The sequence below is a fragment of the Arthrobacter sp. UYP4 genome (assembly GCF_057291175.1).
Map to the genome: position 1 here is coordinate 106,099 of NZ_JBXAVU010000001.1, position 14,342 is coordinate 120,440.

Genomic DNA, 14,342 nt, shown 5'->3' on the forward strand with positions numbered 1-14,342 from the left:
GACGCGTCGGTTGATAAATCGATTGCTGATGCGGTCGCGGGGCACACGGCGGGTGCTTGGTGTGCTCTCGTTTTTCACCCTATCCCCAGAACAAGCCCGCATCCACTTGAAGTGTGCCGAGGACGTGCCGTCCGCGCCCGGATGTGCCCAGCGTCACGCGAACAGGTCGGGCAGGTCGGGCAGGCTGGGCGGGTGCCGCGGCGGTAGTCCGCCGCGGCACCCGTTCCGTCAGGCGGTTCGGGCGAGCACGTCCTCGACGTAGGCCAGCAGGGTGCGGACGCCGACGCCGGTTCCGGCCTTCGGGGTGTAGCCGTAGGGGGCCCCCTCGTTGAAGGCCGGTCCGGCGATGTCGAGGTGCGCCCACGGGATCTTCTCGCCGTCGACCTGGCCGACGAACTCGCGCAGGAACACGGCGGCGGTCATCATGCCGCCGTGCCGTTCACCGATGTTGGCGATGTCGGCGACCTGCGACTCGAGGCTCGGACGCAGTTCCTCGGGCAGGGGCATGGGCCAGAACTGCTCGCCCGCGCGGTCCGCGGCGGCCTTGACGGCGTCGCGGACCCCGTCGTCGCCCATGACGCCGGAGACGCGGGTGCCGAGGGCGATCATCTGGGCGCCGGTGAGGGTGGCGATGTCGATGATGGCGTCGGGGGACTCCTCGCTCGCGGCGGCAAGCCCGTCGGCCATCACGAGGCGGCCCTCGGCGTCGGTGTTCAGGACCTCGACGGTGCGGCCCCCGTAGATGGACAGCACGTCCTCGGGGCGCTGCGCGGAGCCCGAGGGCATGTTCTCGGCGAGGCAGAGCCACGCCGTGACCTTGGCAGGGAGGCCGAGTTCCGCGACGGCGAGGAGCGTGGTGAGGACGACAGCGGCGCCGGCCATGTCCAGCTTCATGGTCTGCATCCCTGCGGCGGGCTTGAGGGAGAGTCCGCCGGAGTCGAACGTGATGCCCTTGCCCACGAGGGCGAGGTGCACGGCCGAGTTCGCGGGGGAGTACTCCACCTTCACCATGCGGGGAGGCCGCGTGGAGCCCTTGCCGACGCCGAGGATCCCGCCGTAGCCGTCGCGCTCCAGGCGCTTCTCGTCCATCACCGTGACCTTGACGGGGAGCCCCCGCGAGAGGTCCTTCGCGGCCTGCGCGAACGTCTCGGGGTAGAGGTGGCTCGGCGGCTGGTTCACGAGGGAGCGCGTCGCGTTGACGTTCTTGCCCAGGATGGTGGCGCGCCTGAAGGCAGGCGCGAGGTCCACGTCGTCGGCCGCGGACGTGTGGACGACGACGGTGCGGACGGCGGCCTGGTCCTTCGACGGGGCCACGGTCCCGTCGGCCCTGATCCCCGACTTGTGGCCCTCGTAGCTGTAGGCGCCGAACGCGGCACCCTCGGCGACGGCGGCGGCGGCGGCGACGGTGCCGGCCGGGAGCGCGAGCACGACGGTCTCCAGGCCGGTGAGCTGGCGGACGGCGGCACCGGCGGCACGGCGCAGGGTCTCCGGGGACAGTGCCTCGCCGTCGGCCACGCTGCCCACGCCGGAGAGGACGAGGGAGTCGGCTCCGGTGTCGGGCAGCCCGGGAAGGCGGCGCACCTCGTCGGCGGCACCGGTGATGCCGAGCACCTGGAGCGAGTCCCCGAGGGCGCGCGCCGCCTTCGGGGGCAGCGGGCTGTCGAGGAGGACCGGCCCGTCCGTCCCCTTGGCGACCGCGATCACGAGCGCGTCGCTCGGGATCTTCTTGAGGTCCTTCGCGGAAGCCGTCAGGTGTAGTTCGGTCGTCTTGATCACGGAATATGTCTCCTCGTGTCCGGATGGGTTGTCCAGGTTCTGCGCGGCTCCGGCATCTGGTGGTCCGGGAACCGTCCTGACGATCGTAGTCGCTGCCCCGCGAGGTGCGGCGTCGCCGAGGGCGGGGCGGTCGGTGGGGGTGGATCCTCCTCCCGGGACGCATCGCGTGGTACGGAATGAAGCGGGCTCGGACGGCGTTGACAGGAGCAGGACCCGACCGGAGGAGAGAGCCATGCTGGATCCACGAACCCTGTACAACACCGACGCCGACGTCTTCGGCGACCCGCGGATCAAGGGGCTCCCCCTGCTCGTGAGCCTCACCGGCTTCCTGGATGCCGGGCACGTTGTCTCGCAGGTCAGCGAGGAGCTGCTCGAAGTCCTCGAGCACGAGCTGGTGGCCGAGTTCGACGCCGACCAGCTCATGGACTACCGCGGCCGTCGCCCGAAGATCACGTTCGCCGAGGACCACCTGACCGATTACCAGCCGCACCGGCTCGAGCTGCACCGGCTGTTCGACGGACTGGGGGAGCCGTTCCTGCTCCTGACCGGCGTCGAACCCGATCTGCAGTGGGAGCGCTTCGCGAGCGCCGTCGTCGGCCTGGTGGAGGACCTCGAGGTGCCGCTCGTCTCCTGGATACATGCCATCCCGATGCCGGTCCCGCACACGCGGCCCATCGGGGTGACCCTGCACGGCAACCGGTCCGACCTGATCGACGGCATGAACGCCTGGCGCCCGACCGCGGAGTTGCAGGCGTCCATCGGTCACGTGCTCGAGCTGCGCCTCGTCGAGGCGGGGAACGACGTCGTGGGTCACGTCATCCACGTGCCCCACTACCTCTCCGAGGCCGAGTATCCGCCGGCAGCCGTCGCCGGACTCGAGTACCTGGGCGCCACGGCGCGGCTCGTGCTGCCGACGGACCGGCTCCGCGAGACGGGGCGCGACGTCGAGCGCCAGATCGCCCGGCAGGTCGGCAACTCGGCCGAGGTACAGTCGGTGGTCGCGTCGCTCGAGAAGCGCTACGACGAGTACGCGGACGGAGCCGCGCGCAGGTCGCTGCTGGTCAAGGAGAACAGCGAGCTGGCCAGCGCCGAGGAGCTCGGTGCGGCCGTCGAGGCGTACCTCGCGAGCCCGCAGGCGGAGGAGGAGTCCACGCTGCTCTGGGACACGGAGTTCCTGGGCGCGAGCCCCATCGACTACGGCAGCCACGACAGCGGCGAGAGTCGTGACCGGGAGCCGGGACCAGGGGACGCCGCGGGACGCGACGACGAAGGACCGGCCGGTCCGGGCTCGCGCTCCGCGGCGTAGCCCCGTCGCCGAACGGATCGCGATCCGGACGGCAGGCCGTCCGCCCGCGGGCGCGCTGCCGGCCACGGGCCGTAACGCGGGAGTGGATGGGTCACCCGCCACGCGATAATGGGGCTGTGAGATCCTCGAGGGCAGTACTTGTCTGGGCGGCCGGTGTCACCGCCTACCTCGTTGCAGTGACGCAGCGCACCACCTTCGGTGTCGCCGGGCTGGAGGCGACGGACCGCTTCAGCGCCTCCGCCTCGCAGCTGTCCGTGTTCACGGTGGTGCAGCTGCTCGTCTACGCAGGCCTCCAGGTGCCGGTCGGTGTCCTCGTGGACCGGTGGGGGCCGAGGACGCTCATCGTCGCCGGAGGCGTCCTCATGGCGCTCGGCCAGGCGCAGCTCGCCTTCGCGGACTCGGTCGGTGCGGGGATCGTCGGACGGCTGTTCGTGGGGGCGGGCGACGCGACGACCTTCATCAGTGTCCTGAGGCTGCTGCCCGCGTGGTTCGAGCCCCGGCGGATCCCGGTCCTCACGCAGTGGACGGGCATCATCGGCCAGCTCGGGCAGGTGGTCTCGGTCATCCCGTTCGTGGCACTGCTGTCCACCTTCGGCTGGCAGCCGGCCTTCCTCTCGGCCGCGGCCCTCTCGGTGCTCGCCGTCGTCCTCTCGATCACCGTGATCCGCGACTCGCCGCTGGCGGGGACCGAGCGCTCCCCGCAGACGCTGCGGCAGACCGGCACCTCGCTCGCCGCGGCGTGGAGACAACCGGGGACGCGCCTCGGCCTGTGGTCGCACTTCACCATCCAGTTCCCCGGCACGGTCTTCGTCCTCATGTGGGGCTACCCCTATCTGGTCCGCGCGGAGAAGGTGGGGGAGGGTGTCGCCTCCGCCCTGATGACCCTGTTCGTCGCGGTGGGGATCGCCTGCGGACCACTGCTCGGGAGGTACGTGGGTCGGCATCCCCTGCGGCGATCCACCATGGTGCTGGCGATCGCCGCCCTCATGGCCGCCGCCTGGCTGGCGGTGCTGCTCTACCCCGGACCGGCTCCGCTGCCGCTGCTGACGCTGCTGGTCGTCGCGCTGGCCGTCGGCGGGCCGGGGTCGATGATCGCCTTCGACTTCGCCCGTACATTCAACCCCGCGGCCCGCATGGGAACCGCGACGGGCATCGTCAACATCGGCGGCTTCATGGCGTCCCTGCTGTCGATGTTCGTCATCGGTGTCGTCCTCGACGTCCTGCTCGGCAGCGGCTTCTCCCGGGGTGACCTCTACGCCCTCGCGTCCTTCCGCCTCGCCATGGCCGTGCAGCTGGTGTTCCTGGCGGCGGGGGTCGTGGCGGTCGTCATCGCCCGGCGCAGGGTGCGCCGGCGGATGGCGGAGCAAGGCGTGGTCGTCCCGCCCATCCGCGATGCGCTGGCCCGCGAGCGCCGCCGCCGCCGGAACGAGAAGGCTGCCCGGAGGCCCTCCGGCGACTAGGTCGCATCGGGAACCATCCAAGCGGCGGGCTTGTCCACATGACGTCGGCGGGCCGAGCGGGGGCCCGGTCCGCGTAGCAGGCTGGCGGCATGTCATCCCCTGCGAGCCCGGCACCGGGCATCCCACCGTCCCCTCCCATCGCCGTCTCGTCCCCGGCGGACATCCTGTCCTACGTCCCGCACGCCCTCGGATTCCTGCCCGACGAGAGCCTCGTGGTCCTCACGACGCAGGGCCGGAGGCTCGGCGCCACCCTGCGGGTGGACCTGCCGCCCGACGGCAGGGACTCCCGCGCGTTCGCCGAAGGGGTGGTGTCCTTCCTGCGGGGGGACGCCGACGCCGACGGCACCCTCCTCGTCGTCTACACGAAGCAGGGCTGGCCACGGCAGGCACTCCCACCCCGGCACGGACTGGTCCGAGTCGTCGAAGCGGTCCTGGAAGCCGCCGGACTGCCGGTCCACGGGGGCTGGCTCGTCTCGGCCTCTGCCTGGCGCGACTACTTCTGCAGCGACGAGGAGTGCTGCCCATGGCCCGGCCGACCGCTCGACGCCGTGGTCCTCAGTCCGCTCAACGCCGAGCTGATCTTCAGCGGAAGCGCGTTCGATGCCTCGGCGTCGGACGCCGTGCTCCGCGCCGCTCCGTCCGTGGCACGACGGACCTCCTCGCCGGTACACCGCCTCCGGGTGGTGGAGGAGGCCCGCGCACGCTACGCGTTCGGCTGCGCCGGTCGGTGGACGTCCCCGGCCCAGTTCCAGGCGGTATCGGACGTGTGGGATGCGGTCCTCCTGCGGCCGGAAGCACTCGTCGTCGACGCCGAGCCCGATGTCGCGGCGTTCCTCCTGGCAAGTATCGAGTCGCGGACCGTCCGTGATTTCCTCCTGGTGAGTGCCTGTGTCGGGTCGGGCACGGCTCGGGCCGGGGTCGCGGCATGCGGCCTCCTCGACGATTCCGGACCCGCCGGGACACGCGCCGACAATGGCGCGGTCCGCGGAGACCGGGTGCTGCCGGATGTGCGGGAGGCGTCCGGACTGCGCGCGGCCCTGCGCCTGCCGGCATCGACGGAGCGTGGCCGGGACCCGGGGACCGGCACCGGCCGGGCGGGGAGAGCGCCCGCGGCGTCACCACCGGGTGGAGGCCCGATCGTCGGCGATGCGGGTCCGGTCTACGCGGACGTGCTGGCCGGCAGGTTCACCGGCGCCATCGCCTGGGACCGCGTGGACGGCATGACGGTCGTCCTCGGACGACTGGCGGAGGTATCGGACGGTGAGGCCAGGGCCGCAGGTCTCACCATGTCGGCCTGGTTCGAGTACGCCCGCGGACGCGGATCCAGGGCGGCGGTCTACCTCGACGCCGCAGAACGGGCGGTACCGGGGTACCGGCTCGCCCGCCTGCTGCACGAACTCCTCCGGCGCGGGGGGCTGCCGGCCTGGGCCAGGAGCAGGTCCACGGCCTGGACGGCAGGTGCGGCGGGGAAGGATCCGACCGCCGTCCCGCAGCACGCCGGGACGGCTGAACAGCCCGGCCGATGATTTCCGGCGTGGACGCCGATCGTGAGACAATGGTAGTGAGACCCGGTTGGGTCCGCGTACCAGAACGTCACCGAGCATTTCCCAGGATCCACGCCGAAAGGCGGAGCCACGGGGAATAGCGCGGGCGGCAGGGCCGTTCCCTAGGGACCCGCCCCGCCGGACACATCAGGTGAACAGCGCGGACTTGACAGGGTCATAGTGGTGTTGTCCCTCTGATGGCACCACACACCGCCGTACGAAAGGTTCTCTGTGTCGGTCAAGAAGACAGCAGCACCGGCGTCGCCAGACGCCGGTACCACCACTACCAAGCGACGGGTAGCGGCCAAGAAGCCTGCCACGAAAGCTGCTTCGTCCGCTGCGGCCGCGAAGGCTTCGACCTCGGATGCACAGGGTTCGGTGGATACGCTCGACGGAGCGGACCCCGCCGTCGACGTCGCCGTCGAGGTGGACCCGGAGGACCTCAAGCCCGAGGCGGCCGAGGTCGGCACCACCACCGGCTTCGTCTACTCGGACGCCGATGACGACGATGCCCCCGCCCAGCAGGTCGTCTCTGCCGGCGCGACCGCCGACCCCGTCAAGGACTACCTGAAGCAGATCGGCAAGGTCGCACTGCTCAACGCCGAGCAGGAGGTCGATCTCGCCCTCCGCATCGAGGCCGGATTGTTCGCCGAAGAGAAGATCGCCGCCGATCCGGACATGGATCCGAAGCTCAAGCGTGAACTCGAGTTCGTCATCCACGACGGCAAGCGGGCGAAGAACCACCTGCTCGAGGCGAACCTCCGCCTCGTGGTGTCCCTGGCCAAGCGGTACACCGGACGCGGCATGCTCTTCCTCGACCTCATCCAGGAAGGCAACCTCGGCCTGATCCGCGCCGTCGAGAAGTTCGACTACACCAAGGGCTTCAAGTTCTCGACCTACGCCACCTGGTGGATCCGCCAGGCCATCACCCGTGCCATGGCCGACCAGGCCAGGACCATCCGCATCCCGGTGCACATGGTGGAGGTCATCAACAAGCTGGCCCGCGTGCAGCGCCAGATGCTGCAGGACCTCGGCCGCGAACCCACTCCCGAGGAGCTGGCGCTCGAGCTCGACATGACCCCCGAGAAGGTCGTCGAGGTGCAGAAGTACGGCCGCGAGCCCATCTCACTCCACACGCCCCTGGGCGAGGACGGCGATTCGGAGTTCGGTGACCTGATCGAGGACTCCGAGGCCGTCGTGCCCGCCGATGCCGTGAGCTTCACGCTCCTGCAGGAGCAGCTGCACTCGGTCCTCGACACCCTCTCCGAACGGGAGGCGGGCGTGGTCGCCATGCGGTTCGGGCTGACCGACGGCCAGCCGAAGACGCTGGACGAGATCGGCAAGGTCTACGGGGTCACGCGTGAGCGCATCCGCCAGATCGAATCGAAGACGATGTCCAAACTGCGTCACCCGTCGCGGTCTCAGGTGCTGCGGGACTACCTCGACTGATCAGCAGGACCTCCGAAAGGGCCCTTCCTCCGGGAGGGGCCCTTTCGCGTACCCGCTCCGGTACCGCCGCATCCGTGAGCGTCCGCCCGCGTCAGCCCGCGTCCGCCCGGTGGAGAGCTCTGCCGCCGGGCGGACCATCGGTGCCGGGCGGGGACTGCGATCCCGTCCCCGCCCCACGACGCAGGAAGGGCCCCTCCTGGCGGAGGGGCCCTTACGCTTCAGCGCCTGTACACGGAGCGCTTGTTCTCGGATCGTGGGGTGCGGCGTCCGGCGACGATCAGTCGCCGACGACGGCCGGCTTCTCGTGAAGCCGCTTCGTCTCGTCCTGCCACTCGGACGTGAGCGGCTTCAGGTTCGCTTCGACGGCGCGCGCGTGGTGGCCGCAGAACAGAAGCTCTCCACCGGAGGACGAAAGGACGGCCCGCACGTAGGCCTGGGCGCCGCATCGGTCGCAGCGGTCCAGGGCAGTGAGTTCGCGAGTTGCTACTGCAGTGGTCATGAAAGCCTCCTCATGTGGATCGTGTATTCATATAACCACTATTCGTTGCCGCCCCTTCGCAGGCTGGGCCTCCTTTCGCTCCGGGCGTACCAGGGGGTAGGGGTTGGGTCCGGCAGGCCCGGGAACGCCCTCGGGACGCGGCTTCCCCGTCGTGTCGGCGGCACGTAATAAACTGGTCCTACTCTTCCCCCTCACCCTCCTGACGCCTGTCCTGGATCGTGCCCGTTCCGCCAAGGAGACTCTTCCCCCGTGACACCCCCCACCTCGGACTACACCGCCCGGCACCTCTCGGTCCTCGAGGGCCTCGAAGCGGTGCGCAAGCGTCCCGGCATGTACATCGGGTCGACGGACTCCCGCGGCCTGATGCACTGCCTGTGGGAGATCATCGACAACTCGGTGGACGAGGCACTGGCCGGCTACGGCCAGAGCATCACGGTGATCCTGCACGCGGACGGATCCGTCGAGATCCACGACGACGGCCGAGGCATCCCGGTGGACATCGAGCCGAAGACCGGCCTCACCGGCGTCGAGGTCGTCTTCACCAAGCTGCACGCCGGCGGCAAGTTCGGCGGCGGGTCCTACACGGCGTCGGGCGGCCTCCACGGCGTCGGAGCGAGCGTCGTCAACGCGCTGTCCTCCCGTCTCGACGTGTTCGTCGACCGCGGCAGCAAGACGTACGCCATGTCCTTCCGGCGCGGAGAGCCCGGTGTCTTCAGGGACGGCCGGACGCCCTCGCCGGAGTCGTCCTTCGAACCCTTCCTCGACGGTTCGCGCCTCGAGGTCGTCGGCACGGCCAAGCGCGGGCGAACCGGCACGCGCATCCGCTACTGGGCCGACCGGCAGATCTTCACCCGCGATGCCACGTTCTCCTACGAGGAACTGCAGACCCGCGCGCGGCAGACCTCCTTCCTCGTGCCGGGGCTCCGGATCACGCTGCGCGACGAACGGAGGCTTCCCGGAACGCCGGGTGAGTCCGGTCCGGTGGAGGAGGTCTTCCAGCACGACGGCGGGATCTCCGAGTACGCCGAATTCCTCGCCCTCGACACCGCGGTCACCGATGTGTGGCGCTTCCAGGGGTCCGGCCGCTTCAAGGAGTCGGTGCCGGTCCTCGACGAGCGCGGACACAGCCAGATGGCGGAGGTGGAACGCGACTGCGACGTCGACATCGCGCTGCGCTGGGGCATCGGCTACGAGACGACGGTCCGGAGCTACGTGAACATCATCGCCACGCCGAAGGGCGGCACCCACCAGAGCGGGTTCGAGCAGGCGCTGCTGAAGACCTTCCGGAAGGTCATCGAGGCCAACGCCCGCAAGCTGAAGGCGGGCAGCGACAAGATCGAGAAGGACGACGTCTTCGCCGGGCTGACGGCCGTCCTCACGGTGCGCCTCGCCGAGCCGCAGTTCGAGGGGCAGACCAAGGAGATCCTCGGGACGTCGGCCGTCAAGGCCATCGTCGCGAAGGTGGTGGAGAAGGAACTGCAGGCACGCCTGTCCTCCTCCGCCCGCAACGACAAGGCGCAGTCGGCGCTGCTGCTCGAGAAGGTCGTCGCCGAGATGAAGTCGCGGATCTCGGCCCGGGTCCACAAGGAGACCCAGCGGCGCAAGAACGCCCTCGAGACGTCGAGCATGCCCGTCAAGCTCGCCGACTGCCGCATCGACGACCAGGAGCGCTCCGAACTGTTCATCGTCGAGGGCGACAGCGCCCTCGGGACCGCCAAGCTGGCGCGGTCCTCCGACTACCAGGCGCTCCTGCCCATCCGCGGCAAGATCCTCAACGTGCAGAAGGCCTCGGTCGGGGACATGCTCTCCAACGCGGAGTGTGCCGCCCTCATCCAGGTCATCGGGGCGGGTTCGGGGCGGAGCTTCCAGCTGGACGCCCGACGCTACGGCAAGATCATCCTGATGACCGACGCCGATGTCGACGGAGCCCACATCCGGACGCTGCTGCTGACGCTGTTCTTCCGGTACATGCGCCCGCTGGTGGAGGCCGGCCGCGTCTACGCCGCCGTCCCACCGCTGCACCGTGTCGAGGTGATCAACGGCGGGTCGAAAGCCAACGAGATGATCTACACCTACTCGGAGGCGGAGCTGACGCGGCTGCTGGCAGCCATGGAGAAGCAGGGCAAGCGGTACAAGTCGCCCATCCAGCGTTACAAGGGCCTGGGGGAGATGGATGCGGGCCAGCTCGCGGAGACCACCATGGACCCGCGGCACCGCACCCTGCGCCGCGTGCGCATCCAGGAGGCCGAGTCGGCCGAGCGTGTCTTCGGCCTGCTCATGGGAAGCGACGTCGCACCGCGCAAGGACTTCATCGTCGCGGGCGCTTCGTCGCTCGATCGGGACCGCATCGACGCCTGACCGGCGCCGCCCGCTCCGGGAGAAGCCGCACGGAACTCCCGGAACCGTCGGGGGTGTGCCTCCTCCCGATGTGCTGCACAGTGCAGTGCAGTGCAGTGCAGTGCCGGCCCCGAGACCGGGGGCCGGCCCGGCCGTCCGTCAGGGGGCCTCTGTCCCGGGGGTGTAGGGCAGGCTGCACACTTCACCCGGGCTCGGGAAGTCACCCTTGAGCCCGAGCCTCACCAGCTGTCCGTAGGACTGCACCCGGCCGCCGAACGGATAGGCCTCCTCGGGGTCGTCGTTCTGCCCCGAGAACGCACAGATGGAATTGGCGTGCTCCGTGCCCTTCTCATAGTTGACCCGGTCCTTATCAGGGCCTCTTTCCACAGGGCCCGCCCCGAAGGCCGGGGACGAGCCCATACCGGTCAGTGCCAGGGCGCAGGCTGCGGCGCCGAGTAGGAATGTCTTGCGCATGACGTGCCTCGATCTCTAGAAGTGCTCCAACTTCCAGGGCGCCGACGCATGCGCGCGGTAGTGGTTGCAAACCGCGACACTGCCCAGCGCAGGTCTGCTCCCTCCGAGCCTGCTGAGGCCCGTGCCGCGAAGTCTACTCACGGCCCGGAACAGGCGGAAGAGGAGGAGTCACCGGTCTTCCGGCCGCTCGAGCCACCGACGATCGACCGGTGGCGAGGAGGAGGCGGCACCCATCCTTCCGGGAGGTCGGGTTCAGCCGAGCAGCTCGGGTGCCACCAGGAGTGCCGGAGGGACCACCAGCAGCAGACCGGCGGCGGAGAGCGCTGCCCCCTGCTGGAGCCGGCTGAGGGGTGGCAGGGGAGTGAGCAGGCGGCGCAGCCGGTGGGCCGTCGACTGCACGTCGGCGGTACCGCCGGTCACGTCCGCTCGGACCGCCCCACCGCTCCGGCCCGTTTCGGCGAGGGAATCGTCGAGGGCGTCCGGCGACGAGGGCAGGGCGCCGGATCCGACGATGGCGATCGCCCGGACGAGCGTGGGCTCGTCCACGTGGCGGAGCGCCTCGTCGTCGGCCAGCATCTCGATCAGTTCACTGACGGCCCGCTGCGCGAGTTGCGATGTCGGCAGCCACGGCAGGGCGGAACGCCAGGCGGCGAATGCCCAGAGCAGCAGGTGATGGCGCTGGTGCAGGTGCGCGTTCTCATGGGTCAGGACGGCGTCGAGCTCGGCGCGCGACAGGAGGTCCATGAGGCCGTCGGACATGACGGTGACGGAGCGGGCCCCGCCGGGTAGGCAGTAGGCCACGGGTGCCGGGTGGTTGATCACGAGGGTCGAGGGCTGGTCGGCGGCGGGTGAGCTGAGCAGCGTGAGCATGTCGCGGTGGCGCCGACGCTGTCGCCGGATCCGGATGAATGTCAGCGCGAGGGTGAAGAGGAGGTGCGCGAACAGGAGGGTCGCCGCGCTGATGGCGAAGACGTGGACCACGCCGAGCGTCTGCGCCGATTCGTCGTCGAGCAGGATGGTGAAGAATCCGGCCGACGCCGACACGAGGTTGTCACCCAGCGGCTCGAGGCCCCAGACGAGCATGGCCCCGATCATGGACAGGCCACCGGCGAGTGCTATCGACTGCCAGAGCACCATGGCCGTGAAGGGCGCGCGTGCGGGCCAGGAGGCCCGTGACAGCGCGATGGGCGCAGGCCACGCCAGGATGATCGCGAGAGCAGCGAGCAGGTACGAGGCCCAGAACACGGGCGGGTCAGCTGCCGCCGAGCAGCTTGCGGAGGGTCTCGGCCTCGGCCTCGGAGACGCTGCCGATGAACCTGGCGAGCACGGCTTCACGGTCCGGCGCCGTCACGAGCACCTCGTGCATGAGTTCGGCCGTGTGGTCCTCGCGGCTCGTCACCGACCTGTACCGGTGGGGGCGGCTGTCGCGCTCCCGCTCGACCAGGCCCTTCTTCTCCAGGCGTGAGAGGACGGTGAGCACCGTCGTCACGGCGAGTTCGCGTCCCACCTCACCCGAGGGCGCCTCTGCGATGGCGTCCCGTAGTTCGTTCGCGGTCATCGCTTCCGGCGTTGTCCACAGCAGGTCCATCACCGTGCGTTCGAGGTCTCCGAGCGTTGCCATGTTCTTCCTTCAATTTCTGCGCGATCCCGGTCCGCCTCGAACCCGGATCCGCTCCCCGCAGGGAGCGATCAAGCGTGATGCCTCTAAAGTACAGCGTCCGCGCAGACATTTCTACTCCGCGTAGAAATTGGTGCGGATTTGTTCTACGATGTGTAGAAGAACTTGTTCTACGGGTTGTAGAAGTTCCGTCGTCGCCGACGCCAGGCGCTGCTGAAAGGGCCCCATGGAAGCCTTGGAAATTGCCAGGTGGCAATTCGGGATCACCACTGTCTACCACTTCCTCATGGTCCCCCTCACCATCGGGCTGGGGCTGCTGGTCGCCGGCATGCAGACCCTGTGGCACCGCACCGGCAAGGACCACTACCTCCGCATGACGAAGTTCTGGGGGAAGCTCTTCCTCATCAACTTCATCATGGGCGTGGCGACCGGGCTGGTGCAGGAGTTCCAGTTCGGCATGGCCTGGAGCGAGTACAGCCGCTTCGTGGGCGACGTCTTCGGAGCGCCGCTGGCCATGGAGGCGCTCCTCGCCTTCTTCGTCGAGTCCACCTTTCTCGGCCTCTGGATCTTCGGGTGGGGACGCCTCCCTCGCCTCATCCACCTCCTGAGCCTGTGGGCCGCCGTCCTGGCCTCGGTGTTCTCCGCGTACTTCATCCTCGTGGCGAACTCCTGGATGCAGCACCCCGTGGGTGTCGAGATGGTCGACGGCCGGCCGGTCATGGTGGACGCCTGGGCGGTCTTCACGAACAACACGGCCCTCGTCGCCTTCCCGCACACCGTCTTCGGTGCCCTCGCCGTCGCCGGGGCCTTCCTCCTCGGCATCAGCTGGTACCACCTGTGGAAGCGGCGCCGCGACGGCCTGGACAGCCTCGGGCCGGACGGCAGCCTCGTCGTCGGGAACCCGCGCGGCGCCCGGGACGCCGTCGACCACGCCGTATGGCTCCGCTCGGCCCGGGCCGGCGCCGTCGTCGCGATGATCGCGTTCGCCGGCACCGGGATCACCGGTGACCTGCAGGGCAAGCTCATGTTCGACCAGCAGCCCATGAAGATGGCCGCCGCCGAAGCAGCGTGCCATGACGGCACGGGCTTCTCGATCCTGTCCGTCGGCAACCTCGGGGCGCAGAGCTGCGACGACATCACGGCGGTGATCGAGGTCCCCGGTGTGCTGTCCTTCCTCGCCAACGGCGACTTCACCACCGAGGTCAAGGGCGTCAACACCCTGCTGCCCGAGTACCAGGAGAAGTACGGCACCACCCTGCCCGACGACCCCATGTACGGCGAGCGCGCCGGCACCGAGATCGACTACCTGCCGGTCATGGAGGTCACCTACTGGGGCTTCCGCATCATGATCGGCTTCGGCGCGATCGCCGCGGCGGCCGCCGCCGCGGCCCTCTGGGTCCTGCGCAGGGGAACCGTCCCGGAGTCCCGCTGGCTCATGAGGCTCGCCGTGTTCGGTATCCTCGCGCCCTTCGGGGCCAACTCGGCCGGCTGGATCTTCACCGAGATGGGACGGCAGCCCTTCGTCGTCGCGCCCAACCCGGACCCGTCGGGGATCGACAGCGTGTTCATGTTCACCGCCGCCGCCGTCTCGCCCGGTGTCTCCCTGGCCGAGCTGATCGCCTCCCTCGTGGTGCTCACCTCGGTGTACGCGGTCCTCCTCGTGGTCGAGGTGCGGCTCCTCGTCACCTACGTCCGCGGCGGAACCGCGTCCGCCATGCCGGAGCTCGCACACGCCGCCGAGGACGAGGACGAGGACGAGGACGACGACGCGGCACGCCCGCACGGCGGCAGGAAGGACGACGGCGATGTCCTGGCCTTCGCCTACTGACACCCCCTCCACCAGCTCCGCCACCGGCGTCGACATCACCCCCGCGACGAC

General features: G+C 69.7%; 10 protein-coding genes and 1 pseudogene. 6 read left to right on the forward strand and 5 right to left on the reverse strand.

From position 1 onward, the window contains the following. Positions 1 to 228: 228 nt before the first annotated feature. Positions 229 to 1,776, reverse strand: coding sequence for a leucyl aminopeptidase (locus AC0Z9V_RS00445; protein ID WP_485140377.1), 1,548 nt, complete (start codon positions 1,774 to 1,776; stop codon positions 229 to 231). A 232-nt stretch (positions 1,777 to 2,008) separates the two neighbouring features. On the opposite strand from AC0Z9V_RS00445, the pseudogene AC0Z9V_RS00450 reads away from it, so the two are divergent. The 4 genes and pseudogenes from AC0Z9V_RS00450 to AC0Z9V_RS00465 form a co-directional block, all read left to right on the forward strand. Further along, positions 2,009 to 2,902: pseudogene (locus tag AC0Z9V_RS00450) on the forward strand (proteasome assembly chaperone family protein); the annotation flags it as partial. Positions 2,903 to 3,198: 296 nt separating this feature from the next. After that, complete coding sequence (locus AC0Z9V_RS00455) at positions 3,199 to 4,542, forward strand: MFS transporter (RefSeq protein WP_485140378.1); 1,344 nt, start codon at positions 3,199 to 3,201, stop codon at positions 4,540 to 4,542. Between the two features lie 89 nt (positions 4,543 to 4,631). Further along, on the forward strand, positions 4,632 to 6,068 hold the full coding sequence (locus AC0Z9V_RS00460; RefSeq protein WP_485140379.1) for a DUF4192 family protein: 1,437 nt from the start codon (positions 4,632 to 4,634) through the stop codon (positions 6,066 to 6,068). Positions 6,069 to 6,317: 249 nt separating this feature from the next. After that, entirely contained in the window at positions 6,318 to 7,535 is a 1,218-nt protein-coding gene (locus AC0Z9V_RS00465; RefSeq protein ID WP_208740947.1) for an RNA polymerase sigma factor, read from the forward strand. A 277-nt stretch (positions 7,536 to 7,812) separates the two neighbouring features. Here the strand turns inward: AC0Z9V_RS00465 and AC0Z9V_RS00470 are convergent, their stop codons facing one another. After that, complete coding sequence (locus AC0Z9V_RS00470; protein WP_133081694.1) at positions 7,813 to 8,034, reverse strand: DUF7455 domain-containing protein; 222 nt, start codon at positions 8,032 to 8,034, stop codon at positions 7,813 to 7,815. 249 nt (positions 8,035 to 8,283) lie between these two features. Between AC0Z9V_RS00470 and AC0Z9V_RS00475 the strand changes: the two genes are divergently transcribed. Beyond that, positions 8,284 to 10,392, forward strand: coding sequence for a DNA gyrase subunit B (locus AC0Z9V_RS00475; protein WP_133081695.1), 2,109 nt, complete (start codon positions 8,284 to 8,286; stop codon positions 10,390 to 10,392). 138 nt (positions 10,393 to 10,530) lie between these two features. Here the strand turns inward: AC0Z9V_RS00475 and AC0Z9V_RS00480 are convergent, their stop codons facing one another. The 3 genes from AC0Z9V_RS00480 to AC0Z9V_RS00490 all read right to left on the reverse strand — a co-directional run bounded on the left by AC0Z9V_RS00480 (position 10,531) and on the right by AC0Z9V_RS00490 (position 12,466). Continuing rightward, on the reverse strand, positions 10,531 to 10,845 hold the full coding sequence (locus AC0Z9V_RS00480; protein ID WP_133081696.1) for a hypothetical protein: 315 nt from the start codon (positions 10,843 to 10,845) through the stop codon (positions 10,531 to 10,533). Between the two features lie 252 nt (positions 10,846 to 11,097). Next, positions 11,098 to 12,090, reverse strand: coding sequence for a M56 family metallopeptidase (locus AC0Z9V_RS00485; protein WP_485140380.1), 993 nt, complete (start codon positions 12,088 to 12,090; stop codon positions 11,098 to 11,100). A 7-nt stretch (positions 12,091 to 12,097) separates the two neighbouring features. Next, a complete protein-coding gene (locus tag AC0Z9V_RS00490) occupies positions 12,098 to 12,466 on the reverse strand; it encodes a BlaI/MecI/CopY family transcriptional regulator (RefSeq protein ID WP_133081698.1) in 369 nt (122 codons plus the stop codon). Positions 12,467 to 12,689: 223 nt separating this feature from the next. Here AC0Z9V_RS00490 and AC0Z9V_RS00495 point away from each other — a divergent pair, with 223 nt between their 5' ends. Continuing rightward, the gene (locus tag AC0Z9V_RS00495; protein WP_208740953.1) at positions 12,690 to 14,291 is read left to right on the forward strand and encodes a cytochrome ubiquinol oxidase subunit I; all 1,602 of its coding nucleotides are present in this window, start codon (positions 12,690 to 12,692) and stop codon (positions 14,289 to 14,291) included. Positions 14,292 to 14,342 lie beyond the last annotated feature (51 nt).